Origin of the sequence: Nocardia sp. NPDC050793 (genome assembly GCF_040654065.1) — a bacterium.
Lineage (GTDB): Bacteria > Actinomycetota > Actinomycetes > Mycobacteriales > Mycobacteriaceae > Nocardia.
Window position 1 is genome coordinate 154,371 of record NZ_JBFAHG010000005.1, and the last position, 26,324, is coordinate 180,694.

21 protein-coding genes and 1 pseudogene are annotated in these 26,324 nt (G+C 66.8%); 17 read left to right on the forward strand and 5 right to left on the reverse strand.

The window, feature by feature from the left end; translation table 11 throughout:
- The first annotated feature begins 54 nt into the window (after positions 1-54).
- From AB0H50_RS18730 to AB0H50_RS18745, 4 genes are all read left to right on the forward strand, one after another.
- A complete protein-coding gene (locus AB0H50_RS18730; protein WP_357453863.1) occupies positions 55-1,539 on the forward strand; it encodes a hypothetical protein in 1,485 nt (494 codons plus the stop codon).
- A complete protein-coding gene (locus tag AB0H50_RS18735; protein WP_357453865.1) occupies positions 1,539-2,837 on the forward strand; it encodes an AAA domain-containing protein in 1,299 nt (432 codons plus the stop codon). Before AB0H50_RS18730 ends, AB0H50_RS18735 begins: the two co-directional genes overlap by 1 nt.
- Positions 2,838-2,862: 25 nt before the next feature.
- Positions 2,863-4,935, forward strand: a complete 2,073-nt coding sequence (locus AB0H50_RS18740) for an AAA family ATPase (RefSeq protein WP_357453868.1) — start codon at positions 2,863-2,865, stop codon at positions 4,933-4,935.
- A 115-nt stretch (positions 4,936-5,050) separates the two neighbouring features.
- Entirely contained in the window at positions 5,051-6,175 is a 1,125-nt protein-coding gene (locus AB0H50_RS18745) for a hypothetical protein (protein WP_357453871.1), read from the forward strand.
- Positions 6,176-6,506: 331 nt separating this feature from the next.
- On the opposite strand, the gene AB0H50_RS18750 is transcribed toward AB0H50_RS18745, so the two are convergent.
- Positions 6,507-8,048, reverse strand: coding sequence for an NERD domain-containing protein (locus AB0H50_RS18750; protein ID WP_357453874.1), 1,542 nt, complete (start codon positions 8,046-8,048; stop codon positions 6,507-6,509).
- 237 nt (positions 8,049-8,285) lie between these two features.
- Here AB0H50_RS18750 and AB0H50_RS18755 point away from each other — a divergent pair, with 237 nt between their 5' ends.
- Positions 8,286-8,735 (forward strand): hypothetical protein, encoded by a 450-nt coding sequence (locus AB0H50_RS18755; RefSeq protein WP_357453877.1) that lies wholly within the window; start codon positions 8,286-8,288, stop codon positions 8,733-8,735.
- A 478-nt stretch (positions 8,736-9,213) separates the two neighbouring features.
- Complete coding sequence (locus tag AB0H50_RS18760) at positions 9,214-9,735, forward strand: hypothetical protein (RefSeq protein WP_357453880.1); 522 nt, start codon at positions 9,214-9,216, stop codon at positions 9,733-9,735.
- Between the two features lie 22 nt (positions 9,736-9,757).
- Here the strand turns inward: AB0H50_RS18760 and AB0H50_RS18765 are convergent.
- Positions 9,758-9,835: pseudogene (locus AB0H50_RS18765) on the reverse strand (IS5/IS1182 family transposase); the annotation flags it as partial.
- A 444-nt stretch (positions 9,836-10,279) separates the two neighbouring features.
- Positions 10,280-10,765 (reverse strand): YbaB/EbfC family nucleoid-associated protein, encoded by a 486-nt coding sequence (locus AB0H50_RS18770; protein ID WP_357453883.1) that lies wholly within the window; start codon positions 10,763-10,765, stop codon positions 10,280-10,282.
- A gap of 258 nt (positions 10,766-11,023) precedes the next feature.
- Here AB0H50_RS18770 and AB0H50_RS18775 point away from each other — a divergent pair, with 258 nt between their 5' ends.
- The 3 genes from AB0H50_RS18775 (at position 11,024) to AB0H50_RS18785 (ending at position 15,093) form a co-directional block, all read left to right on the forward strand.
- Positions 11,024-13,225 (forward strand): elongation factor G-like protein EF-G2, encoded by a 2,202-nt coding sequence (locus AB0H50_RS18775; RefSeq protein ID WP_357453886.1) that lies wholly within the window; start codon positions 11,024-11,026, stop codon positions 13,223-13,225.
- A gap of 68 nt (positions 13,226-13,293) precedes the next feature.
- Entirely contained in the window at positions 13,294-14,037 is a 744-nt protein-coding gene (locus AB0H50_RS18780; protein WP_357453889.1) for a DUF4191 domain-containing protein, read from the forward strand.
- 189 nt (positions 14,038-14,226) lie between these two features.
- Positions 14,227-15,093, forward strand: coding sequence for an alpha/beta hydrolase (locus tag AB0H50_RS18785; RefSeq protein ID WP_357453892.1), 867 nt, complete (start codon positions 14,227-14,229; stop codon positions 15,091-15,093).
- A 145-nt stretch (positions 15,094-15,238) separates the two neighbouring features.
- On the opposite strand, the gene AB0H50_RS18790 is transcribed toward AB0H50_RS18785, so the two are convergent.
- Positions 15,239-15,691: an RDD family protein gene (locus AB0H50_RS18790; protein ID WP_357453895.1), complete on the reverse strand. Its 453-nt coding sequence runs from the start codon at positions 15,689-15,691 to the stop codon at positions 15,239-15,241.
- Positions 15,692-16,012: 321 nt separating this feature from the next.
- Here AB0H50_RS18790 and glnA point away from each other — a divergent pair, with 321 nt between their 5' ends.
- The 5 genes from glnA (at position 16,013) to AB0H50_RS18815 (ending at position 21,580) form a co-directional block, all read left to right on the forward strand.
- On the forward strand, positions 16,013-17,449 hold the full coding sequence (gene glnA / locus AB0H50_RS18795; RefSeq protein WP_357453898.1) for a type I glutamate--ammonia ligase: 1,437 nt from the start codon (positions 16,013-16,015) through the stop codon (positions 17,447-17,449).
- Positions 17,450-17,593: 144 nt separating this feature from the next.
- Positions 17,594-18,688, forward strand: coding sequence for an asparagine synthase-related protein (locus AB0H50_RS18800; RefSeq protein ID WP_357455288.1), 1,095 nt, complete (start codon positions 17,594-17,596; stop codon positions 18,686-18,688).
- Between the two features lie 195 nt (positions 18,689-18,883).
- Positions 18,884-19,774, forward strand: a complete 891-nt coding sequence (locus AB0H50_RS18805) for a tyrosine-protein phosphatase (RefSeq protein ID WP_357453901.1) — start codon at positions 18,884-18,886, stop codon at positions 19,772-19,774.
- Between the two features lie 247 nt (positions 19,775-20,021).
- Positions 20,022-20,327, forward strand: a complete 306-nt coding sequence (locus AB0H50_RS18810) for a helix-turn-helix domain-containing protein (RefSeq protein WP_357453904.1) — start codon at positions 20,022-20,024, stop codon at positions 20,325-20,327.
- Positions 20,324-21,580 carry a HipA domain-containing protein gene (locus tag AB0H50_RS18815; protein ID WP_357453907.1) on the forward strand — a complete coding sequence of 419 codons (1,257 nt, stop codon included), beginning with the start codon at positions 20,324-20,326 and terminating at the stop codon, positions 21,578-21,580. The genes AB0H50_RS18810 and AB0H50_RS18815 overlap by 4 nt, the downstream gene beginning before the upstream one ends.
- Positions 21,581-21,608: 28 nt before the next feature.
- Here AB0H50_RS18815 and AB0H50_RS18820 read toward each other — a convergent pair whose 3' ends face one another.
- Positions 21,609-22,061 carry a hypothetical protein gene (locus AB0H50_RS18820; protein ID WP_357453909.1) on the reverse strand — a complete coding sequence of 151 codons (453 nt, stop codon included), beginning with the start codon at positions 22,059-22,061 and terminating at the stop codon, positions 21,609-21,611.
- A 290-nt stretch (positions 22,062-22,351) separates the two neighbouring features.
- Here AB0H50_RS18820 and AB0H50_RS18825 point away from each other — a divergent pair, with 290 nt between their 5' ends.
- The 3 genes from AB0H50_RS18825 to AB0H50_RS18835 all read left to right on the forward strand — a co-directional run bounded on the left by AB0H50_RS18825 (position 22,352) and on the right by AB0H50_RS18835 (position 26,321).
- Positions 22,352-24,001 carry a CocE/NonD family hydrolase gene (locus AB0H50_RS18825; RefSeq protein WP_357453912.1) on the forward strand — a complete coding sequence of 550 codons (1,650 nt, stop codon included), beginning with the start codon at positions 22,352-22,354 and terminating at the stop codon, positions 23,999-24,001.
- 107 nt (positions 24,002-24,108) lie between these two features.
- Positions 24,109-25,485 (forward strand): M20 family peptidase, encoded by a 1,377-nt coding sequence (locus AB0H50_RS18830; protein ID WP_357453915.1) that lies wholly within the window; start codon positions 24,109-24,111, stop codon positions 25,483-25,485.
- Positions 25,482-26,321: a lysophospholipase gene (locus AB0H50_RS18835; protein WP_357453918.1), complete on the forward strand. Its 840-nt coding sequence runs from the start codon at positions 25,482-25,484 to the stop codon at positions 26,319-26,321. Before AB0H50_RS18830 ends, AB0H50_RS18835 begins: the two co-directional genes overlap by 4 nt.
- The last annotated feature ends 3 nt before the right edge of the window (positions 26,322-26,324 follow it).

The window sequence follows — 26,324 nt, forward strand, 5'->3', positions numbered from 1 at the left end:
CGCTCGCTGGTGTGCGACACGCGTACCGACGCTCAGCGACGGCGAGCCTCGGACATGAGTGCCCTGAACGCCCTCGCCCGCCTGCACGCCGCGCGCGCGGGCCACGCCCAGCCGATCGCCGACGTCCGCCACACCCACCTCTCGGACAATCCGCTAGTCCTGGTACCGCTGAAACTGGCAGGTGAGGCCGCCGCACCACTGGCAATCATGGTCGGAACCGATCCCGCGGCACCGACACTGCTGACCGTGCCGCAGCCGCGAGACCGGGTGCTGCGCCTGCGTTTCCTCGTCGAACTCGCCGAGATCGTGCTCCCCTACCTCGTGGCCTACGCCGAGAACACCGAGGAGATCACCACCAAGTCGGGCGAAACCTACGAGCGGTGTCTCGACGCACCTCAACTGTGGGTGCCGAACGCGGGCGGTGCAGGGTTCCTGAAATTACTCGGTCGCTCAGTGCGTTTTCATCGAGCCGAAGGCGAAAACGCTGTCCCCGAGTCGATTCCGCTGCTCGGCCGATGGCTCACCTGGTTCTGCGAGCGCGCCGAGTATCCCGGCTCCAGCGCGCTGGTACCCCTCACGAAGGCGCTGTCGGCGCACTGGGCTACCGGCCAATCCTCGCTCGAGGACGCCAATCTCGCGGCCTTGCTCGGGTGGATCGCTCCTCCGCCCGGCAGCACCGGTCCCGAGGCCGCCAAGCGCGCCGAAGACCCGCTGTCGGTGCCGCCCGCCGGCCCCGCCACCGACCCCGGCTTCGACAACGAGGAGCTCGCCCCGCTCATCGCCGCCTACGACACGGCCGAGGACGATGCGGCGAAATCCCTTGCCGCACGACGCATCGAGCGCGCACTGCACGCGCAGATCGAGCCGACCTGGCAGCTCATGTGGCAGGGACTCGCCCTGCTGCGCGAACTCGCCGCAGGCGCTCGCGTCGCCCGGCGGTGGAACGAGGACGTCGGGTCGTTCTCCTACTTCGCCGGATCGATTTCCGAAGGGGTGCCGCAGGCGCGGCGAGATTCGGCGGTGTCGGCCGTTCGCAAGCTGCTCGATCGCGAACGGGCGCTCGAGAAGTACGAGGCGGAAAGAGCTTTCGATGATCCGCGAGTCATGCTCGAACATCGGCTGGCTGGAACGGCGTTCGTGGGCACCGTGGTCGGCGTCGATCCGACCCGCGTGGTGATGAGCGAGAAGAACCGTCCCATACTGCGACCGATTCTGCGGGTGCGCACGGCCGATCTGCTCATCGCGACCGAGGGCGACGAGTTCTGCAACGTCGGCAATCCCACTCAGACGGGAAAGGTCTTACCGGTGGAGGGCGATGACGACTACATCGAGCTGGAGTTGTCCGGCGGGATGGGCACCGGGAAGGTCGCCCGTGCCGGCTCGATCCCCGACCTCGGCGCCACCGTCTGCTTCGCCGGTTTCAAGATCGGTAGTGGCGGGCCGCCCGCGAAACTTCCTGCCCGCGAGGACACTCCGTGGACGCACGGGGGTCCGCCGCCGGAGTGGACGCCGGAGTCCGAACCCGTCGAGGAACTGTGATGCGAACAGCGGACGCCGCCGTCGACGGCATCCTCACCGACCTCGCCGACACCTCGCACCGCGCCGTTGTGGTCGATTCTCCGCCCGGCGCGGGCAAATCCACGCTCGTGGTGCGGGCTGCGCGGCAGCTCGCCGCGTCCGGTGGACAGCACATCGTCGTCGCCCAGACCAACGAACAGGTCGACGACCTCATCCAGCGGCTCGCCACCGCCGATACCGCGCTGCGCATCGGAAGGCTCTCCCGCGCCGGGTATGCCAAGCCAGAACGCATCGACAAACCCTCCGTAACCATCGGCCAGAAAGTCGCGGACCTCGCCGAGAGCACCATACTCATCGGCACCGCCGCCAAATGGGCGACGATCGACGACGGACGCTGGCCGCACGCCATCGTCGACGAGGCGTATCAGATGCGGTCGGACATGTTGCTGCGCATCGCGAATCGATTCGTCCACGGACTGTTCGTCGGTGACCCCGGTCAGCTCGATCCGTTCGCGACCGTCGAGGTCGATCGGTGGGCGGGTCTGGACTGGGATCCCACGATGAGCGCGGTAAGCGTGATGCTCGCGAACAACGACGACATCCCCGTGCACAGTCTTCCCGTGTCTTGGCGGCTTTCCGCAACGGCGGCACCGGTGGTCTCGAAAGCGTTCTACCCCTTCAACGAATTTCGTGCAGGCACCGGAATCCACGACCGTCGAATGGAATTCGCGGCACGCGGGCTGCGCAGCCCGGTCGACGACGTGCTCGACGAAGCGGCCGAACACGGTTGGGGCTGGTACGAACTGCCGGCCCGCCACACCCTGCGCACCGACAGCGAAGCCGTCCGCGCGATCGCCGAAATCACCTGCCGCGTGCTCGAACGCGGCGCGACTGCCCATTCCGAACAAGGCTCCCGTCCGGTGACGGCCGAACGTGTCGCCGTCGGCACCGCCCACCGCGACCAAGCGGATGCCGTGCGCGCCGCTCTGCGCGGCACCCCGGCCGAGACGGTCACCGTCGACACCGCCAACCGCCTCCAAGGCCGCGAGTACGACGTCACGGTCGTCCTGCACCCCCTCTCTGGCCGCCGCGACGCCAGCGCCTTCCACCTCGAAGCGGGACGCCTCTGCGTCCTCGCCTCCCGCCACCGCCACGCCTGCATCCTCGTCGGCCGCGCCGGCATCCCCGAGCTCCTCGACGCCCACCCCTCCGCCGAACCCGTGCACTTGGGCGTTCCCGTGAAGTTTCCCGACGGGTGGGAGGCCAACCAGGCCATCCTCACCCATCTGGCCCACCACCGTGTCGCGGCAAAGGTCTGACGCCTCTATTTCCAGCAAGGACACAATGACCACCGATCTCCGGACCGCCATCGGCGAGTTCGACCGTTCCACTGTCGCCGCCCAGGTCGCCGCCGCTGCCGACCAACGCAAGCTTGTCGCCGAGATGTTCCCCCTGGCCGATTGGCCCACGCTGCCCGTGGAGCGGTACGCGCTCGGACTCGGATCGGACGATTCGGCAGGCGTGCCCTATTGCCGCCTCATAGAGTTCGGTACGCGTGAGCTCGGCAGTATCAGCGGCGGTAGCGCCGGAAAGCACATGCTCTACCGGCACAACTCGGGCGAATGGAAGCTCGCGCCCGCACTGTTGGGTCTCCCGGTCGAGCAAGCGTGGGATCGCCTGCGCGGCCAGTTCGTCGCGGCACTCGACGCCGCCGAGCGGGCGGCGTTCGCCGAACTCGACGAACTCGAGGTGCTTCTGTCAGGACAGGCGCTGGTCACGAAGACGCTCGCCACCTATTTCCCCCAGCATTTCCTGCCGATCTACTCCTCATCGCATCTGCGGGCGTTCATCTCCGAGCTCGGCGGCACGCCCGAGAAGAACGTCCCGGCCTGGAGAGCCAACCGTCAGCTGCGTGATCTCGTCATGCGAGATCCTGAGCTGTCTACCTGGAACCCGCAGGAAGTCATGCGGTTTCTCTACGACTACTACAACCCGCGCGGACGCAGTCGCGCCATCTGGAAGATCGCGCCGGGCGAGGGCGCGAAGTTCTGGGAGGACTGTCTCGCAGGCGGATTCATCTGCGTCGGATGGGACGAGGTCGGAGATCTCACCCAGTACACAAGCGATGCGGAGCTCAAGGAAGTTTTCGACGCTACTTATACCGAGCACCCTGGCCGCAATGGCGACAAGGCCGGCAAGTTGATTGCCTACCGCGACCTTCAGGCGGGCGATCGCATCGTCGCCAATCACGGATTGCGGCGGGTGCTGGCGATCGGCACGGTGACCGATGGGTACCGATTCGACGACAGCCGTGAGGAATCGAAACACCTCGTGTCGGTCGCGTGGAACACCGACTTCGCGCAGGAACTGCCCAAACCGAAAGGCGCGTGGCGCAACACCTTCGCAAAGGTTTCCGAGAACCTCCTCGCTCAGCTCACCGCCGGCCACAACAGCAATGGCGAACCTCATACTGAAAACACTCTGCCGGAGGAGATCTCGCAAGCCATCTCGGTCCTGGACCACAAGCGCCAGCTGATTCTGCACGGACCTCCCGGAACCGGAAAGACGCGTCTGGCCCTGAATATCGCACTCGCGTCGCAGGGCAACCACGAGGTGATCGACGGCCCGCGCCGCAACGAGTCGATTGTTGAACTGCTCGAGACCGGCCATGTCCAGCTCGTCACCTTTCACCCATCCTACGGCTACGAGGATTTCGTCGAGGGCTTCAAGCCTGACCATGACGCCACCGGCCAGGGGCTGCGTCTCGTCCTGGCAGACGGGGTGTTCCACACGCTCTGCACCGCCGCAGCAGCCGAGCCGAACACAACGTTTCTGCTGATCATCGATGAGATCAATCGTGGTGACCTGCCGCGCATCTTCGGAGAGCTGGTGACTCTGCTCGAGTCCGACAAGCGGGGCGTCCCGCTCACGCTGCCGATCAGCAAGCGCAGATTCGCGGTCCCGCCCAACATCCGGATCATCGGCACCATGAACACCGCCGATCGCAGCGTCAGCCACCTGGACGCCGCGATCCGGCGCCGATTCGCGTTCCTGTCCGTCGATCCCGACCCCGAGGCCGTGTCGGGACAGGTCGGCCCGCTGGACCTGTCGTCATTCCTGGTGTCCTTGAACGAACGGATCGATCGCATCCTCGACGCCGATCATCGCATCGGACACGCATACCTCCTCCGCAACGACGAACCGGTCGCGACCGAGGACGAGCTCTGGTCCGCCTTCTACCACGACATCGTCCCGCTGCTCGTGGACTACTGCGTCGGCCGCGCCGATCTGCTCCAGCGGATTCTGGGCGTGCTGGTCGACCCGGGCACCGGCCGGCCCGCCCAGATCGCCGTGGCCGATCTGCCCGCGGCGCTCGCTGCCGAGTTCACTGCGGGCGCCCACGACGGCGATGAGTAGCAGATCGCAGCTGGAAGTCGCGGAGTACGAATCGGTTTCGCTGCTTCATGACCAACTGACAGACGATGATCTGCGTCGGCTCGCGCTGCTGAGGGACCGTCGCCGATGCACTCTCGTGGAAACGCGCACCGGATGGCGGTTCCGTCCGGAAGCGACGGCCGGAGTACTGAATCTAGACCGGGTCCGCCTGATCATCACCCCGAAAACAGCGTTCACGGGCAAATCCCTGATCCAGTGGCTCTGCTACGCCCTGCGAACACCCGTGCCGCATGAGACCACCACCCGCGCCTGGACGGTGGCGTCGGACGGTTTCGCGGATGTGGTCGCCGCCGCACTGCTTGCCGAATGCCGCACCCTGCTCCGCGACGGCCTGCGCCGCGACTACGTGCGGAGCGAGCCCATCGGGCCGGTGCTGCGCGGCAGGCTCGACGTCGCGGCGCAAGCGACCAGACGATTCGGGATGCTCGACCGACTTCATATGCGCACGTTCGACCGTGACATCGACATCTGGGAGAACCAGCTGTGTGGCCACGCACTGCGCAGGGCGGTCGGGACAGCAACCGACTCTCGTCTCGCACGTGAGATCAGCTCGGTGGCCAGAGAATTCCCGGTCACCGGTTCGCTGTCCGGTGCTCTGCGCGCGCTGGACCGGAGCCGGTACACCCACCTGAACCGTCGCTACCAACCTGCTCATGTGTGGTCGGAATTGCTGTTGCGCGGCGGTGGTGTGGCCGATCTGCTCACCGACGTCGGGTACGACGCCGACAGCCTGCTGCTGGACCTGCCCGGCTTGTGGGAGGCGGTGGTCCGTCGCCTGTCCGGCGAATCCTCCCCCGCCCGGGCGATTCTCGTTCCGTCATCGGGGCGCAACGGCATCACCGTCCACGGCGATCTGTCAACCCGGCCTCCGTTCCGGCCCGACGTTCTCGTCCAGCTGGGCACCACCGAGGGAAGCCTGGTACCCATCGATGCGAAATACAAGGCTTACCACGCGGATTCGGTGTCCGCTTCCGATGTGCATCAACTGCTGACCTACATCGCCGGTCACTCCCCGGTCACCGCGCCGGTGGCCGCCATCGTCTATCCCGACCCACACCACCACTCCCACCGTGTCCTAAGAGTCAGCGGGACCGGCCGCCGCCTCGGGGCGATCCACGTTCTCGGTGTGCACGCGTCCGCCAGTCCCGCCGCGGCGACAGCGTGGATGCGATCCGCGCTGTGGCGCCGCGTGACCGAGTGACCCGCTCGTCCACCCACAACCGAGCGGTCCGGGCGGCCCGCGCGCCTGTCGTTGAGTGCGGCGACCACAGCCAGGGCGAGCGAGTAGCGGTTGACCAATCCAGAACTGAAAGGAACCGAATCGCCGGTCGGCACGTCCAACCTTGCTATGGGGAACGACAACGGAAAGAAGAGGAAAGAACTCCATACCAGCGACCCACAGCGGCGGGTCAGACGACAGAATCACCGGTGTGACGGTTGCCGCGTGCGAGTCGACCGTAGGAAGGAGCCGATGTGATGGGACGCCACCTTTCGCGGCGTCCACTACCGACAAGCTCGATCCCTGCCGCGGTTCAGCATTCCGGCGGGAACGGTAAGCACACGGGCGGCATGGACATCGGCCCCGCTTCGGACTGCTCGGCGACCTGCGCCGGCGGCGGGACGACTTCCGACTGCGTGACGGGCCGGGGTGATTCGTTCGCACGGTCAGGCCGCGCCGAGCAGGTGGAGGCCATGAGCCAGATCGCGCAGAGGGTGATGGCGACGACGGCGCAGGCAGCCAGTTGCTGGACGCGATGGTTGTCGCGCAATGCCGAAACGCCGGTGCCCTCCAACTTCTGCGGAAGAGAAACCGTCCGTCCGAGAATTTCGACGCTGGGCCGAGGAGCCGCGGTGGGTACCGGCCGGAGGCGACGCAGCGGTCGCGGCTCGATGTCCGGTGTGAGCCAGACTGGTTCGCGAACGGCCGTCGAAGTGGCACGCGGGCGGGGACTTTCGGCTTCCCGCAGTATCCAGGACGACCAACGGTCGGTGAACTGCGACTCCGAGGTGCTGTCCGAGGGCGTGGACGACGGATACTCGGAGCGTGCGGGGCGGGGGTCTTCCTTGATCAGCACCACGCGTCCCGACGGCTGCGTCTCGGCCTGCTCGGAGCGCGATGGGTTGGTGTCTTCCTCGACCAGAACCGAGCCCTCCGGCGATGGCTGTGAGTCGGCCTCGTCCGAGTGCGAGGAGCGCTGGGTTTCCAGGGCCACCGCGGAGTGTCCGGCTTCCCCACCGGCCTCCGGAGCGGGCGCTTCTGCCGATCGCGGGAATGCGGCTTCCGCCTTCTCCGCATCCTCCGGTTCGATCAAAGGTGCGTGTCCGCCACCCTCGGACCTGCGTGGTGTCCGGATCGGTTCGACGTCGGGGTCGGGCTCGATCCAGGGCGGTTGCTGTTCACGGGGCCGTCGGTCGGGCACCTTGTCGAGAAGTGGCTTGCGATCCCGCGGAAAACCCTCGGCCACGAGCTCTTCGACCGATACCTTGTCGCCCAAGTTCAGCTCCTCCAGCAGCGCGTGGACGTCCTCGGCGGTCCACACGAACCGTCGGCCCGCGGTGCGGTGGAACCAGGCACGCAGCTCGCCCGGTGTGGAGCCGAGCACGACGCCGCATCCGTGTCGCCGCGATTCGACGTTCAACGTCACGGTCGATTCCCACGGCGGCACGACGACGACCAAGCCGTCGACGAACGCGTCGGGATGACGCGGGCTCACCAGCGCCTTCAGGTTGAAGACGTTGTTCGTGACCTGGTCGAACGGGCTCGTGTCCTGTTCTCGGACATGGATCGGATCGCCCTCGAACCCCGACAGCCGCCAGCGGCCGTTGGCCTGGACGGTGAGGGTTCCCGCGCTCGCGTCGGGTGCCATGCCCTTGACCTCCAGGACCACCACCGCTCGGGGCGTGATCACCACCAGGTCCGCTTCCTGCGCTCGACCCTTGCGATCGCGCTCGGGGATGTAGCAGCCCGAAATGGCCAAGCCCACAATGACGTACTGGCCCGTCCAGGTCCGCATCCACTCGAGCACTCGCTGCTCGGATCTCGGTATCGCCGTTCGTTCGTTGATGACCAGCATCGGCGGCCACCTCCATCGCGTCCACGCCAATCGACGCTCCAACGTTATTCGCCGCCACCCCAACCCGCGAATCGAAAGGCACTGTAAGAGCAGGGGATTGGCGACACTAGGGCTGGCGTGTCTGGCGTGGCGGCAGGGCCTTGGCCGCTATGTCCGAAGCTCCCAGCTGAAACGAATACCTTCCCGAGTTCGACAGACCGAGTGACCTGTTCGGCCCATCGAGTCCGAGGAGTACCTATGGAACACATCGTGAGGAAGATCGCCGGGCTTGCGGCGGCGGTCGCGGTGGCGCCGGTGATGTTGGCGGCGACCGCGCAGGCGGAATCGGGGCCGGTGTTCTTCAGCGCGGGCAGCACCAACTGCGCGATCTACGACAACGGCACCGTCGGTTGTGATCTCGGATCACCGACGCGCTTGCAGTACAGCTCCCTGCCCTTCCTGCTGACGGTGAACGAGATCGTCATCGACCAGCCGTGGCTGCCCGCCCACCCGACCTTCGACCCGGGAACGCCGTACACGCTGCCCGGCGGCAACCCGCCGCTCAGCGAGGTGAAGACCGGGGACGGGCAGTGGGGCTCCTATATCGAGTACGCGGGGGCGCGGTGTTCGGTCGGATTCCACGGGAGCTTCGGCTGCCAGTCGAAGGGACGGTCTTTCACGTCTTGGAGCGGGACGATCTCGGCGTGATGGACATGTTCACGGTTTCGTTGGGCACGAACGCCATCCCGTGGCGACCGCGCCCCGACTGAGGAGGGTGCGGGCGATCTAGCGACGCGCCCCGAAGCGGTGCAGCGCCGGATAGCTCGGCACCCCGAGCAGCAGGTAGCCGAGGAATGCCGGAGGCGAACCCCGAACCCGGTCTCGGTGGGGCCGAGATCGGCCTTCATACCGCTCGGGCCCGCGAACCCGTTATTGACGCGGTCCAGGTAGTCGACGAAGTACAGCAGGCCCAGGAAGGGCGCCAGCCGAAGGGTGATCTCGCGCAACGTCGTTCGGGACACATCGGTCGTGACAGCCACTCGCGCACTCTCGCCGTGAAGACCTGGCGCGTCAAGCTTCGGCTCCACGCCGGCACTCGACTCACGCCGCCGGGCTGCCGCCAAGCGGCTGGGGCCTGTCCAATGGGTCCGCAGGACATGCTGTGTGACTCCTACGCTGTGGTGCCATGGAGAACACACTTACGCACGAAGCCAGCGCCTTCATCAACTTCCGGGACTACAAGTTCCAGGATTCGAGGGCGCACGCCTCCAGGTGGGTCGACATCAAGCACCTGCGACTGTCCCCGGAGTCCTTCGGCGATAGGGAACTGCTCGCGGCACTCATCGGGCATGAACAGTTCCGGGATGACTATGCGGGCGGTGGAGTACAGCCGGAGGGACCCAGGCACGGCCCGTATTGGCTGAGGCTGGTCACTCCCGACGTGTACGAAGACATCAGCAGGGAGAAGAGCGCGGAGATCCTCCGGGACTGGATAGACCCGCTCCGGGAGGTGCCTGCCGAGCTGGAGGCAGATCTGCAGCGGGAGGTGTTCAACCGCTTGACCGCAGCCGACCACATCTACTATCTGAGCGGGCTGGGGGACGAGGCCATCCACGACTGGGGACGTGTGCACGAGTACTTCCACGAGCTCGTGCTCATCGACCGCTCTGCTGGGCGGATCACACTCCTCGTCGCGGCCGACGACTGAGTCGATCGGCAGACGGCAGAATCGCCAGTGGGCGGCGGCTGCCATCACTGGCCAGGTGAAACTTCGTAGTGAGACCACCCCGCGAACGGCCGACGGCCTCGTCAGAGCGATGCTCGGCGGGGCGACGACGCCACCCCGGCGCTCGAGCCGGCCTGCGACGAGCGCCAGCGGCACGGAAAGCGGAGTCCTTGTCATCGAATGTCTCCGCGACGATCTTCAGTTTGTCTGGCAGCTGTGCGACGTCCTCGCCGAGCTTGCGGATCACCCCGATGGTGTTGCGATGATTGTCGTCCAACACCATCTGGACGAATGGCCTTGGGATGGAGCCGAATCCGTCGTCCGCCGCGCCGAGATAGGAGGCGGCTTCCAGACACATGGTCAGGCTCTCCATGAGCTGCTTCACTTTTCCCGCGTGGTTGCGGACTTCGTCCGGATCTACCGAGATCCCATCCGGGGTTTCCCATGGTCACACCAGCCAGGACTTGCGGTTGTGTACTCGTCGTTCTCGTCCGGCCGCACTACCTGATCGCGGTCCGGTTTCCGGCTACGCGGCTGCTTCCCATGGGGCGGGCGCGGCGCTCGCGGGTGGCTGTGGGGATGCCGAAGTCGGCGACATGTAAGTCGGTGGCTCGGGCGGCGCGAAGTGCGTGACGTCGTCGGAGGGTACGTCGGGAAATCTCTTCGTGTACTGATCGGCGATGGCCGCACCCGCCGGATCTTCGCCCACGGAGTCCTGCACGATCTCCGCGACCTGTGCGCGCAGTGTCGCCTGGGCCCTCCGCAGGCACGCCATGATCTCGGCCGATACCGCCGCGGGATCCATGCCCCTGGTACCCGCCGCGAGCGCGATGTCGGTGGGGACGCCGTTGCTGTCCACCGAGACAGCGATGCGCCCGTCGCCGCTGGACTCCGTGGCGGTGAGCGCCGCCATGCGCTCGCGTAACTGCTCGAATCGCTCGGCCTGACGCTCGAAATCCGCTGCCATGTGCGCGATGTCCTCCGCGGCGCGGCTCGGATCCAATACGGCCATCAACCCCTCCTTGTCGAACTCCTACATCCCTGCGGGCGACGTGCAGCTCACGATGTTGTGGGTATCGCCTTCTTCCTCTGACGCGAGCGCCGTCGAATCGGTTCCATCGAGACCTGCCGAGACGATCTTGTTCGACCATTGCGCGCCCGCGGCCCGTCGGCCCAGCTCCTCCCCCTTCTCCCCCGATTCGTGGACGCACAGCTACCGATGGTGGGAAGCTCGATATGACCGCGGTGTCGAGGCGAGGAAGCGTGACACATGGTGGACAAAGCGAGTGGACCTGCCGGGGGCAACGGCAGAGCAGTGACGGTGGATCGGCCGGAACGCATTCGGAACGTGGTCCTGGTCGGTCACAGCGGGGCGGGGAAAACGACGCTGGTCGAGGCAATGGCGCTGACGACGGGCGCGGTGAATCGCGCGGGGCGGGTGGAGGACGGCACGTCGCTGTCGGACTACGACGAGATCGAACATCGGCAGCACCGATCGGTGCAGGTGTCGGTGGTGCCGCTGGCCTGGCAGGAGATGAAGGTCAATCTGGTCGATACGCCGGGATACGCGGATTTCGTCGGCGAGCTGCGGGCGGGGTTGCGCGCGGCGGACGCGGCGCTGTTCGTCATCTCGGCGGCCGAGGGCGCGGAGGGGGTGAGCGGGGCGACGCGTGCGCTGTGGGAGGAGTGCGCTGCTGTCGGCATGCCGCGCGCGATCGTCGTCACGCACCTGGACACCGCGCGGGCGGACTTCGAGGAGATGGTGCAGACGTGCCGGGAAGTGCTCGGCGGCGGGGCGTCGGAGAACATCCTGCCGCTGCATCTGCCGGTGTACGGGCCGCGCGGCGTGGACGGTCATCGGCCGGTCACGGGGCTGATCGAGCTGCTGCCCCACTGCGTGGTCGACTACGCCTCAGGTGAAGGAGTGCGCGGCGAGCCGTCGGCGGAGCAGGCCGCGGAGCTGGACGAGGCGCGCAATCGGCTCATCGAGGGCATCATCGCCGAGAGCGAGGACGAGTCGCTCATGGAGCGCTATCTCGGCGGCGAGAACATCGAGCTCGACACGTTGGTCTCCGATCTGGAGCGCGCGGTGGCGCGTGGCAGTTTCCATCCGGTGCTGTTCGGCGCACCCGCGCCGGAGGGCGCGCGGCAGGGTCTGGGCACGATGGAGTTGCTCGACCTGATCACGGGCGGTTTTCCCGCCCCGACCGAACATGTCGTCTCGGCGGCGCCCGCGACGAACGGCGCCGCACCGACCCCGCTCGCGTGTGACCCGAACGGCGCACTGGCCGCGGAGGTCATTCGCACCGCCTCGGACCCGTACGTGGGCCGGGTGTCGCTGGTTCGCGTCTTCTCCGGCACCCTGCACGCCGACGACACTGTGCACGTCTGCGGACACGGCCTGGCCGATCGCGGGCACCCCGACCACGACGTGGACGAGCGCGTCGGTTCGGTGACGGCGCCGTTCGGCAAGCAGCAGCGCCCGCTGGGCGAGGCCATCGCGGGCGACATCGCCTACGTCACCAAGCTCGGCCACGCCGAGACCGGCGACACCCTGTCGGGTACCGGCAAGCCGTTGGTCATCGAGCCGTGGCCGATGCCGGATCCCTTGCTGCCCATCGCGATTCGCGCGCACAGCAAGACCGACGAGGACAAGCTCTCGCAAGGCCTGTCGCGACTGGCGGCGGAGGATCCCGCTTTGCGCGTGGAAAACAACAGCCAGACACACCAATTGGTGCTGTGGTGCCTCGGCGAAGCGCATCGCGATGTCGCGCTGGAGCGGCTGCGCACCCGGTTCGGGGTGCAGGTGGACACTGTCGACCACAAGGTCGCGCTGCAAGAGACGTTCGCGGGCACTGCGAAAGCGCGCGGCAGGCACGTGAAGCAGTCGGGTGGGCACGGGCAGTACGCGGTGTGCGAGATCGAGGTGGAACCGCTGCCGGGCGGTTCGGGAATCGAGTTCGTGGACAAGGTCGTCGGCGGTGTGGTGCCGCGCCAGTTCATCCCCTCGGTGGAGAAGGGCGTGCGTGCGCAGGCAGCGCGCGGGGTCGCCGCGGGGTATCCGCTGGTGGACGTGCGGGTCACGCTGTTCGACGGGAAGGCGCATTCGGTCGACTCGTCCGATGCGGCGTTCCAGACCGCGGGCGCGCTGGCGCTACGCGAGGCGGCGGCCACGGCGGGCATCGATCTGCTGGAGCCGTTCGCCGAGGTCTGGGTCGTGGTCTCCGATGACTACCTCGGTCCGGTGCTGAGCGACCTGTCGAGCCGTCGCGGACGTGTGCTCGGCACGGAACCGCACGGGACCGGGCGCACGCGGATCCGCGCCGAAGTGCCCGAATTGGAACTCAGCCGCTACGCGATCGACTTGCGCTCGCTCTCGCACGGGACCGGGGATTTCAGCAGGACCTACGCGCGCCACGAGCCGATGCCGTCGCAGCTCGCCGGTGCGCTGCGGGAAAACGGCAAGAGCTGATCAACCCTTCGAAACCGTCGCCCGTCCCGGCGCAAATGCTGAGCTCGGCGGCCACTATTCTGAAACACATGGCAGCAGGCAAGGGCGGGAACCCGTCGAAGGAAGCGAAGGCCGCGGCGAAGGCGGCGCGCAAGCAGGCGTCGAAGGAGCGGCGCCAGCAGCTCTGGCAGGCGTTCCAGATGCAGCGCAAGGAAGACAAGCTCCTGCTGCCCCTGATGATCGGCGCGGTGTTCGGCATCACCCTGCTGTTCCTGGTGATCGGGCTGATCTTCGATCTGCAGTGGTTCCTGCTTCCGATCGGCATCCTGCTGGGCGTGCTGGTGGCGTTCATCGTCTTCGGACGCCGCGTGCAGAAGAACGTCTACGCCAAGGCCGAGGGTCAGGCGGGCGCGGCCGCGTGGGTGCTGGACAACCTGCAGGGCAAGTGGCGGGTCAGCAACGGCGTCGCGGCGACCACCCAGCTGGACGCGGTGCACCGGGTGATCGGCCTGCCCGGCGTGATCTTCGTCGGCGAGGGTTCGCCGCAGCGGCTCAAGGGGCTGCTCGCCCAGGAGAAGAAGCGGACCGCGCGGCTCATCGGTGACACCCCGATCTACGACGTCATCATCGGCAACGAGGAGGGCCAGGTCCCGCTGAAGGAACTTCAGCGCTACCTGACCAAGCTGCCGCGCAACATCGACACCAAGCGCATAGACAACATCGAGGGCAGGCTCGCCGCCCTCAGCTCGCGCAGTGGGCCCGCGCTGCCCAAGGGTCCGATGCCCGCGGGCGCCAAGATGCGCGGCGTGCAGCGCACGATTCGCAGGCGCTGAGAACGGCTTTTCGAGAGGCCCGCGTCCCACATTCCGGGACGCGGGCCTTCGTCTTTTCAGGGATGCACCTGGTCAGGCGGGCGGTCGCCGAGCACGTCGAAATTCCTCTCCGAGACGGGAACAGTCGACACCTACCTAACTGTTCAAACTGATTTGAATGGTTAAAGCATCGGCCCTTAGGAGAGAGTCATGACCGTCGTGCACCACCGGACCGCCCAGATCCAGGACCTCACCGTCTTCTACCGCGAGGCGGGCGACCCCGCGAACCCCACCCTGGTCCTGCTGCACGGATTCCCCACCAGCTCCGCCATGTTCCGCAATCTCCTGCGCGACCTCGGCGACGCCTACCACCTGATCGCGCCCGACCACATCGGCTTCGGCCGGTCGTCCATGCCGCGCGTCGACGAATTCGACTACAGCTTCGACAAACTCACCGAGGTCACCGCCGAACTCCTCGACACCCTCGGCGTCGACCGCTTCGCCCTCTACATCCAGGACTACGGCGCCCCGATCGGACTGCGCATCGCGAGCCGCCAGCCGGAGCGGGTCACCGCGATCATCACGCAGAGCGGCAACGCCTACCTCGACGGATTCACGCCGTTCTGGGAGATCCTCTTCGCGCACGCGAAGGACCGTGCCGCCAACGAAGCCGAGGTGCGCAAGCTGCTCGAACTCGAGGCCACCGAATGGCAGTACCTGCACGGCGTCCCCGAGGACCGTCGCGACCGCGTCAGCCCCGACACCTGGATCCTGGACCAGACCTACCTCGACCGTCCCGGCAACAAGGAGATCCAGCTCCAGCTCTTCGCCGACTACCAGTTCAACCTGGACTCCTACCCGGCCTTCCAGAAGTACTTCGCCGACCACCGGCCGCCGGTGCTGATCGCGTGGGGCGAGCACGACGAGATCTTCGGAGCCGACGGCGCCCGCGCCTACCTCCGCGACCTGCCGGACGCGGAACTGCACCTCCTCGACGCCGGGCACTTCGCCCTGGAAACCCACGGAGACGAGATCGCGGCGCTGATTCGCGACTTCCTCAGGCGCACGGTCCGGTAGCCCTCACCCGACCCTCACGCCGCTACAGCACATCGAGCGGAGAGAAATGGTGGTCGACACGCCGCGTCGAACCACCATTTCTCTCCGCTCGATCGCGACCGGGGCGGCGCATTCCCCGAGGGACAGCCCAGAGTTGCTCCCAGCCCTACCGCGACTTGACCAGCGCGGTCCCCGTCGCCCGGTCGTGCATGCCGCGGCCGTCACCGTCGGTGAACAGCGCGGGCACCACGAAAATCAGCAGTACCTGACGGGCCAGCGCCCGCACGAAACCGACCGGCGCGGCGGCATCGACCCGGATGACCCGCAACCGGAGGAAATACTGCCCCGGTGTGAAGCCGAACAGCGAGACCGCGGCGACGCCGATGACGAACCAGATGAGCAACGGAAGGTTCGCGTTCACGCCGCGCACGATCAGCGCGGAGATGCCGACCGCGATCATCCAGTCCACGAACAGCGCCGCAATGCGGCGGCCCATCCCGGCCAGCGAGCCCGCTCCCTCGCGGGGCAGGCCGAGGAGTTCGCCCGGAAACTCGGACGTAGCCGAGTCACCGGGGTCCGCAGAAGGTCCGGAAAGCCAGGATCCGGTGATACGCGCCATGGCCTCCAGAATAGGCGGCCGCCTCGCCTCCGCTCGGCCCGGCGCAGGTTTGACGACAGAGCGCGTCCGACAGCGCCTGATCAGCGGCTACCGTCTCACACCCGGCACCGCGTAAGGGGAGTTCGATGTCACGCGGCACGCGGCGGATGACAGGATTACCATGCTTGGCGAGACAGGGTGGCCATCGCCACCCGGCCAGCCGCACGTGTAACACTGGCGAAACACAGCCTTGACTGTAGGGAAACACCGCATCCATAGCGTCTGGTCGCGACGAACCCATGCAATCGACACTGGCTGGGAACCGATCCGTAAGGAGAACAAGTGACGTTCAGCACGGCCGATGAGGTCATCCAGTACATCAAGGAAGAGGACATCGAGTACGTCGATATCCGCTTCAGCGATCTTCCCGGTGTGCAGCAGCACTTCTCGATCCCGGCCAAGGCCTTCACGGCTGACCTCGCCGAAGAGGGTCTAGCGTTCGACGGTTCGTCCGTCCGCGGCTTCCAGTCGATCGACGAGTCGGACATGCTCCTGCTCCCCGACTACACCACCGCGCGTATCGACCCGTTCCGCGCCGCCAAGACGCTGAACCTGAACTTCTTCGTCCACGACCCGTTCACCCGCGAGGCCTACTCGCGTGACCCGCGCAACATCGCGCGCAAGGCGGAGGAGTACCTGCGGTCGACCGGCATCGCCGACACCGCGTACTTCGGCCCCGAGGCCGAGTTCTACATCTTCGACTCGATCCGTTACGAGTCGAACATGAACGGCGCCTTCTACGAGATCGACTCGATCTCCGGCTCCTGGAACACCGGCGCCGAGTTCAACCTCGACGGCACCCCGAACCGCGGCTACAAGGTTCGCAACAAGGGTGGTTACTTCCCGGTCGCGCCGTACGACCACTACGTCGACCTGCGCGACAAGATCTCGACCAACCTGCAGGACGCGGGCTTCGAGCTCGAGCGCGGCCACCACGAGGTCGGCACCGCGGGCCAGGCGGAGATCAACTACCGCTTCAACACCCTGCTGCACGCTGCCGACGACCTGCAGCTGTTCAAGTACATCGTGAAGAACACGGCGTGGAAGGAAGGCAAGACCGTCACCTTCATGCCGAAGCCGCTCTTCGGTGACAACGGCTCGGGCATGCACGTGCACCAGTCGCTGTGGAAGGACGGCAAGCCGCTGTTCCACGACGAGGCCGGCTACGGCGGTCTGTCGGACATGGCGCGTCACTACATCGGCGGCATCCTGCACCACGCGCCGTCGCTGCTGGCGTTCACCAACCCGACCGTGAACTCCTACCATCGTCTGGTTCCGGGCTACGAGGCCCCGATCAACCTGGTGTACTCGCAGCGCAACCGCTCCGCCGCGGTCCGCATCCCGGTCACCGGCAACAACCCGAAGGCCAAGCGCATCGAGTTCCGCGCGCCGGACTCCTCGGGCAACCCGTACCTGGCCTTCGCCGCCATGCTGATGGCCGGCCTGGACGGCATCAAGAAGAAGATCGAGCCGCTGGCCCCGGTCGACAAGGACCTCTACGAGCTCCCGCCGGAGGAGGCCAAGAACATCCCGCAGGCCCCCACCAGCCTGGCGTCGGTCATCGACCGCCTCGAGCAGGACCACGACTACCTCACCGAGGGCAACGTCTTCACCCCGGACCTGATCGAGACCTGGATCGACATCAAGCGCACCCAGGAGATCGCGCCGGTGAACCTGCGTCCGCACCCGTACGAGTTCGAGCTCTACTTCGACGTGTAAGTCGTCGTACGGCAAGGCGTTTCGAGCCCTTCCGCACTTCGGTGCGGGAGGGCTCGTCCCGTTTCGGACAGTCCAACTCCGACTCGCCGTTCTTCCGCGCGGCCCGGCCTCCGGTGTCGCGTTGTATCGAATGAACACGTGTCGATGAGCACCCCCCGGCTCGGCGCAGCTAAAACGGTGGGCATGACCGATGTAGCCAACTGGGCGCCGCAGACCTCCGAACCGCTTCAGTTCGTCACCGACCTGCTCGGTGACACGATCAGGCAGCCGAACCCGGCGGCGCGAGTCGTCACCGATCCAGAGGAAGCCGCGAATATTGTTGCCGCTGAGACTCGCTCACGCATCGCGGCGGTTTTGGACAGGTTCACCGGCGACCCGGATGTTCTGCTGAGCGGTGGCGTCGATTCGATATATGTTGCGGCTGTCGCGGTTTCGCTCGGAGTGCGGCCGAATGCGATCACCGTGGTGACCGAAGAGCAGTCCGACGAGGGTAATGCGGCCGTCGCGGCGAAGGCGCTGGGTCTTCGCCACGATGTCATCCGGCTTTCGGCGGCCGAGGTCGTCGATCTCGCGCGGGATGTGATGGCCCTACTCGGTACCTCAGAACTGTGGGAAGTCACCGCTGGGATACCGATTCTCGCTGCCCGTCGCCGCCTCGACATCATCGGCAATCCGGGGGCGATCCTCACCGGCAGTGGCGCGGACGCGATCTTCGGTGGCGGGCGGAAGCTGCCGTACGCGGTGCACTCCGCAGAGGCGCGTGTCGAGCTCGATCGGCTCATCCGCGCTGAAACAGCGGCGAATTTCCGGGAGGCGCGTTTGGTTCCACACTTCTATCCGGCGCTCCTCGATGGCCATGCCGCCCGGCTCGTTCACATCTTCCAGACGGTTCGCTGGTGGCAGGTGGCCGAACGATTCGCACCGCCAGTGCTTTTCGGCGCACACGATGGCCGCCCGGTGGACAAACTCGCACTCCGGATCACTGCCGAGCGTGAGTTACCCGCCGAGGTCGAATCTCTTGCCTGGGCCGCGAAGTCACCCATTCAGCGGTCCTCCGGTCTCATGTCCGTCCTCGCCGACGCTGCCCGCACCTACGCCGCGAATCTGCCGGGGGCCCAGACCTACAGCGACCCGCGCACCGAGGACGCCGAGGCCGTCGCGACCCGCCTGTACCTCTCCATCCTCGAGAAACGCCAGGGCTGCGAATCGGCGCGAGTGGCCGTGCTGAGCACCCGGTGAACGGGAGAGCGCCGTGTCGGCAGTGCGACCTCGCTCGGACGCGGGGCTCGTTCCGTTGTTCGACCGATGCGGCGCGCAATTCGATGGATGACACGAAAACACCGGATCCCGTTGGGCGGATTGGAAATCCCGCTGACCGGGTGGACTGAGACGAACCTGAGAACTCCCTTAGAACACGTTCTAGTGTCGCCCGGCATGAAGATTTCATTCATTGCTCTCATCGGTGCGGCGCTCAGTGCGCTGGCCTTGGTTTCGACCCCTGCTCCGCCGAGTGCGGTGGCCGAGCCGACGGTGGAGGCGTCGGCGGCTCGGATCGAATTGCAGGGGGCCGTCAATGTCAGGGATATCGGTGGGTATTGGACGTATGACGGGGCTCGGGTCAAGTCCGGCAAGGCATTTCGGGCCGATTCGCTGGAGAAGCTGACCGATGCGGACGTGCAGAAGCTCGGGACGCTGAATCTGCGGGCGGCGGTGGATCTCCGGACGCCCGCCGAGGTGCAGTTCGCCGGACAGGACAAGCTGCCCGCGGGTGTTTCGGCGGTCGCGCGGCCCATCGACGACACCGGTCTGTTCCAGCAGATGTTGCAGGCGATCCAGTCGCGGGATCCGCAGAAGCAGGAGGAGCTGCTCGGCAACGGGCGGGCCGAGCAGATCATGGCCGGGGTGTATCGCAGCTTCCTGAGCGAGGCCTCGCGCAACGCGTTCGGGCAGACGATCCGCGACCTGGCGAACTCCGACCGCGCCACGCTCTACCACTGCACGGCGGGCAAGGACCGCACCGGTTGGCTCACCTACATAGCGCTGCGCGCCGTGGGCGTGCCGGAACACACCGCGCGGCAGGACTATCTGCTGTCCAATCAGTACCGCGCCGCCGCGGACGCCAAGCTCCGCGAGGACGTGAAACGCGCAGGGCTGATGCAGAATCCGGACCTGCTGATCCCGCTGCAGGAGGTGCGCGACGCCTACCTGGACACCGCCATCCAGCAGATGGAACAGAGCTACGGCGATTTCGGCAAGTTCCTCACCCAGGGCCTCGGCCTGGATCCGGGCACGATCCTGAAATTGCGCAAGAACCTCGTCAGCTGACACCTCCGACCCCGAGCCCTCGCCACACGGGTGGCGGGGGCTCGGTGCGTGGACGAAGCCGCGCCCATCGCGACTTCGCCGCCGTTAAAGCTGCGATGACAACGATTAGCCTCTCAATACCTCGGCATCGTGCGGGTATACCTGCTATCGTTGACATCGCACCGTTAAGGTCTACCGAGACGGAAGATGTCGGTATTCTTGCTGCAACTCGCGGCACTAGCATTGCGATAGCAACGATAGGAGGCAAGTGACCAGGCCACGGCCCCGACGACGAGAACGCAATGTCTCCGGCCCCCTCGCCGACTTCGGAGCCTTCGTTGCGTCGCGCCGACGCACACTCGAGCTGACGCAACTCGATGTCGCCGACCTCGCGGATGTCGGCGTGTCATCGGTCCGCAACCTGGAAGCCGGACGGACATCGCCGACGCTCGCGGTTGCCTTGCGAATCCTGGACGCTCTCGGACTGACCCTCGTAGGCATGCCGCATATGGATGCCAGGACTCTGACCGGCAGCACCGTCGAACTCCGCTCCTCGGAAACCGGTCGACGATGACCGAAGCCCTAGATCCCGAACGTCTTCGAACCATCGATGCGGCGGATGTCTACAAGGCCGGCCACCTTGCCGGCCAATTGCGCCGCGAGCACGACGACGTCGAGTTCACCTACGCCGAGTCCTACCTCACCGATCCGACGGCACCGGCGATCGCATTCACGCTGCCGAAGCAGAAGGGCTCTTTTCGGTCTACCGGAGGATCGGTTCCCGCATTCTTCGCGGGTTTGTTACCCGAAGGCCTGCGGCTCACCGCGATTACCACGGCAACGCGGACCAGTGAGGACGACCACTTCAGCGTCCTGCTTGCGGTGGGCGCCGACACGATCGGCGACGTTCAAGTGATGCCCGCCGGAACAGTTCCCACCGACCCGCCTCCACTGTTCAGCGAGACGGACACTGCGTATTCCGATTTCACGATGCTCTTCACCCGCGCGACGTCGCCCGATGTCGATGATCTCGACAGAACCGCCCTTCCCGGTGTCCAGATCAAGGTATCAGCACAGATGATCTCGACTCCGGTCTCCACCGCTAACGGCCCAGCCATTCTCAAACTCAACCCGCCCGAGTATCCATTCCTGGTCGAGAACGAGAACTTCTTTCTCGACATGGCACGCACATGCGGGATACGAGTTCCGAACCACCAACTCGCTGCTGACAAGAACGGTCGAACGGCACTCTTCATAGACAGATTCGACCGAGTCGCCGAAGACAGGCGAATCCGGCGTTTGGCACAGGAGGACGCCTGCCAGATCCTCGGAAGATATCCGGCCGCGAAATACCGGATCACCTTGCAGGAGGCGATCAGGGGCCTTTCCGAGGCGGTCACCGAAGGAGGGGGCTCGCGACCCTTGGCGATCTTGCAGCTGCTCGAAATCGCCGCGTTCAGCTACCTCATCGGAAACGGCGATCTACACGGAAAGAATCTTTCGATTCGACAAACCCCTGACGGCATCTGGGAAGTGACTCCGGCGTACGACCTACTCAGCACCCAACCGTACCTGAGCTGGAACGATCCAATGGCACTGCCGCTGTATGGGCGAGCTGGAAAGCTCGGCCACCGCTGGTGGATGGACGCTGCCACCCGCCTCGGCGTCCCGCAACGGGCAATCACCCGAAGCCTGGCGCGCATCACCGACACGGCAGAGCCCTGGATCGATCGTCTATCGGAAATCGGGTTCGAGGACAAAACAACCCGCCGTCTGGCAACGCTGATCTCGGAACGACGTAAGGAACTTCGGAAGCCCACACCGTAATCCACGGGTGACGCGGGCTCGGTGGCGTTCAGTTGTTGGTGCTGGGTTTCGAAACGAGGCCGAGAATGGTGAGGTCGAGATCGCCGGAGGCCTCCGTCCATCCCATGGCTCGCAGCTCGCTGGGCGCGCCAACGCCGAGCGCGTGTCGCAGCCCGAGGGCGACGGACCGAGCGAACTCGACCAGGACCTGCTCGGTCAGCGGCCAGAACAGGCTGCGCTGCCAGTTGTCGATCTCGAGCCGGGAAACCGGTGCCCGCCAACCGAGTTCGCGCAACATCCGCTCGGCATCGGCGGACATCGGCTGGGCCAGACAGCGATTGCTCGCGAGCTCGGCGGACAGCTTGATGTCGAACTGCACGAACTGGACGTAGCGGTTCCCTGGTGCGGCGATGATCAGCGTTGCGCGCGAGGGCAGTCGAGCCAAGCAGCGGGCCAGCGCCTGCACGAATCGGTCCCACTCCGTGGTCACCGAATCGGTCATCTTTCCCCCGGGTCGATCGCGCTTGCCCGATCATACGCCGACCTGCCTGAGACACCGGGTGCATCCTCGTGGCGACTCGAGGGGCTCGCGAAAGTGACGCCTTTCGCAAGAACAGCCTGCGGAGTCGTCCGCAGACGCCCGAGTCCTGGCCCTTCGGTGAGGGTCGCGGCACGAATTTCCGCCCCCTGCGATTCGAGATCCGTATGCCCGAGGGTGTCCCGAGGCGACCGGCATCACACCCCAGATTCCGGGGCTGGACGGCAGCCCAGGTGACACACCATAGTCCTCTGGTGCGAGTGGGTTCTGTGGTGGCGCGGGTGGCGGCCGGAGTGGCATTGATGCTGGGGATGGCGACGCCGGCGGCGGCCGAACCGCCGAGCGTGCCGTTCACCTGGTGGCAGACCTACCTGACCGCACCGGACGGCACCCGCCTGCACGCTGACGTGCTGCGCCCGCCGGGTCTCGCCGACGACGCCAGGACGCCGGTGCTGCTCACCGTGAGCCCGTATCGCTCGCACCTGGCCTACCTGACCCACCCGCTGCCGGAGGGCGGCCCGTCCGTCGAGAACCTGCCGGTCGATGACGCGTTGCGGGCGGGCTACACCTACGTGCTGGTGGATCTGCGCGGGTTCGGCGGCTCGAACGGCTGCCCCGACTACGGCGGGCCGGGCGAACGGTCGGATGTGGTCACCGCGGTGGAATGGGCCGCTTCCCAGCCCTGGTCGACCGGACGGGTCGGTATGACAGGCACCTCCTACGAGGCGTGGACGGGCATGCTCGCGCTCGCGGCGAAACCCAAGGGCCTGGCGGCGGTGGCCGCGTTCGCGCCGGTGGTCGACCCGTACTCGTACCTGTACATGCGCGGCGTCTCGTGGAAGTTCTCCGGAAAACCGGTGACGGACAACGGCATCCGGCCCGCCGACCAGGTCGGGCTGGAACATCTCGCCATCGCCTCCACCCCGGCGCACTGGGACGACTCCCCGGAGTATCGGGCGAACGCGGTGAGCATGCCGCCCGGCTGCGCGGAGCGCTACGTCGACCTGACCACCGATCACGACGCCGCCAACCCCGGGTGGCGCGAGCGCGATCTCGTGGACGACCTGCGCGGCAACACCATTCCGCTGTTCGTCGGCCAGGGCTTTCTCGACGCCAACACCCGGCCGGACCGCGTCTTCGAGATGTGGCAGGGCCTCGGCCCCGGCGAACACCGCGCCTGGTTCGGCCAGTGGGGGCACACCGATTGCCACACCAAATGCGGCACATCGTTTTTCGACGCCGAACTGATGACGTTCTTCGATCGGCACGTGGCGGGCAAGGACGTCGAGGTGCCGGGCCCCCGGGTCAGGGTCGGCCAGTTCGACGGCGGCTGGCGCTCCGAGACCGCTTGGCCGCCCACGGATTCGACGCGTATCGCGGTGCAACTGCGGACCGGCTCCTACACCGATCGCGGCCTGCTTCCCGGCCGGGATCGCGAGATCTGGTCGGTGTCACAGCCATTGGCGGAGCCGACGCATCTGTCAGGCATGGCGACGGCCTCGCTGCGCCTCACTGGTCCCGAATCGGCCACGGTGACCGTCGAGCTCTACGACATCGCGCCGGACGGACGCGCCACCATCGTCACCCGCGGTATCGCCCCGGTGCGTCCCGAGGTCGATCTTCGGCTGCTGGCCCAGGACTGGCCGCTGGCCGCTGGCCATCGGCTCGGTGCGAAGATCACCGATGTGATCGACGACGTCTGGTCGCACGCGCCGAGCAATGCCGCCGTCACGGTGCACGCCGCCCGCCTGGAGCTGCCCGTGCTCACCGCCCCGCGCAGCCCCGACCTCACCGGCGGCACACCCAACATGCACGCCAGGTGGCGCGTCGAGAAAAGCTGCCAGCTGGGTCCCGACATCCTGAACGACCCGGCGACCTCCGTCGACCTTCCCAGCGCACAGTGACGAAGCTGTCCAGGGTGGGTCGCACCGACCAACCGGTCCCGTTCACCGCCGCGCGTGTTGAAGAATGCAGTGATGCTCACGAAAACGCCGCCCCCGACCGGTGCCCGATGACGCCCGAGACCACCCCCGCCGGGGTCGACGACCGCGTCGCCGAGCGGCTCGCGGCGGCGCTGCGCTGCGCCACGGTGTCCACCGAGGACTCGACCGGGGCCGCCGACGCCGCCTTCGAGCAGCTCGCCGCGCACCTGGAGCAGTCCTTCCCGCTGGTGCACGCCGAACTCGAGCTCGAGCTGTTCGGTCACAGCAGGCTCTATCGCTGGCCCGGCGCCGAACCGGGACCTGCGTGCGCGATCCTGCTCGCCCACCAGGACGTGGTGCCGGTCGACGACACACGGCGCTGGACCCATCCGCCTTTCGGCGGCGTTGTGGACGACGAGTTCGTGTGGGGTCGCGGCGCCATCGACGACAAGAGCAGGCTGATCGCCATCCTGGAGGCGGTGGAGTCCGCGCTGGCCGAAGGCGTGCGCCCCCGGCGCACCCTCTACCTCGCCTTCGGGCACGACGAGGAGATCTTCGGCGACGAAGGCGCCGTCCGGATGGCGGACCATCTGCGGCGACACGGCGTGCGCGCCGAGCTGCTGCTGGACGAAGGCGGCGTGATCACCGAGGGCGTCGCCGACGGCGTCGACCGACCGGTGGCCTCGATCATGCTGGGCGAGAAGGGATATGCCACCGTGCGGCTCCGGGTGCAGGAGACCGGCGGGCATTCCTCGATGCCGGGCAGGCAGACCGCGGTCGGCCGGATCGCCAGGGCGGTGGGGCGGATCCAGGATCATCCGATGCCGTTGCGGCTGACGCCGGTGATCGCCGACATGCTGACCCGGCTGCGCGCGGTGATGCCGGAGACCCGCAGGCGAGTGCTCGGGATCGCCGGTCTCGCCGGGCCTATGATCACCCGGATCATGGCCGCCCGTCCCCAGACCGAGGCGCTGGTGCGCACCACCACCGCCCCCACCGTGATCAGCGGCGGCGTGAAGGCGAACGTGCTGCCCCAGCGCGCCGAGGCGCTGGTCAACTTCCGCATCCTGCCAGGCGATTCGGTGGCCGGCGTGCTCGCGCACTGCCGCAAGGTGATTCGCGATCCCGGCGTACAGCTCGAGCTGGTGGGCATGTCGTCGGAACCGTCGCGGACCACCGCGCCCGGCCCCGCGTTCGAGCTGGTCGCCCGGCTGGCCGAGACCGTCGTCCCCGGCATCGCGGTCACCACCGGCCTCGTGCCCGGCGCCACCGACTCGCGCCACTACGACGATCTCGCGGCCACCCGGTGCAACTTCGCGCCGATCGTGCTGACCGAGGACGACCTGGCGACAATCCACGGAACCGACGAGCGCATCTCCCGGGTGAACTACGCTCGGCTCATCGAGTTCAATCGGCGGTTGATCGAGGAACTCGCGCATGGTTCGACCCGAGAGGAGCGCAGGTGACCCGCATCGAGGACGGTCATTTCGAGGGCACGGGAAGCCGGATCGCCTGGCGTGCATGGCTTCCCGAGACCGAGGCAAAGGCCGCGGTCGTGCTGGTGCACGGCATCGCCGAGCATTCCGGCCGGTACGGCCACGTCGGAAAGCGGCTGGCCGACGCCGGGTTCGCGGTCTACGCGCTCGATCACCTCGGCCACGGCAAGTCGGCGGGCAGCAAGGCGAACATCGGCTCCATGGCGGGCTCCGCCGACAATGTCGAGGGCATGCTCGACATTGCCGCCCGCGAACAGCCCGGCGTGCCGAAGTTCCTGCTCGCGCACTCGATGGGCAGCTTGATCACGCTGTATCTGGCCACCCGCGCGCCGATCGACGTGGCGGGCATCGTGCTCTCCGCCCCGCCGCTGGACATCCCGGTCGGCAACCCGGTGCAGCGACTACTGGCGCCGGTGCTGTCCCGGCTGACGCCGAATCTCGGTGTGCTGACACTGGATTCGTCGATGATCAGCCGCGACCCCGCGGTGGTCGCCGCTTACGACGCCGACCCGCTGGTCTACCGCGGCAAGCTCCCGGCCCGCACCGGCACCGAGATCCTCAACGCCACCGAGACGGTCAAGCGGCGGCTGGACAAGCTCACCGTTCCGCTGCTGGTGCTGCACGGCACCGCGGACGCGCTCGCCGCACCGTCCAGCACGGACCTGATCGAGCGCGGCGCGGCTTCGAAGGATCTGACCGTCATCCGCTACGAGGGCCTCTACCACGAGATCTTCAACGAGCCGGAGCAGGACAGGGTGCTCACCGACGTGGTCACATGGCTGGAGGCGCACCTCACCGAGCCGTAGGAT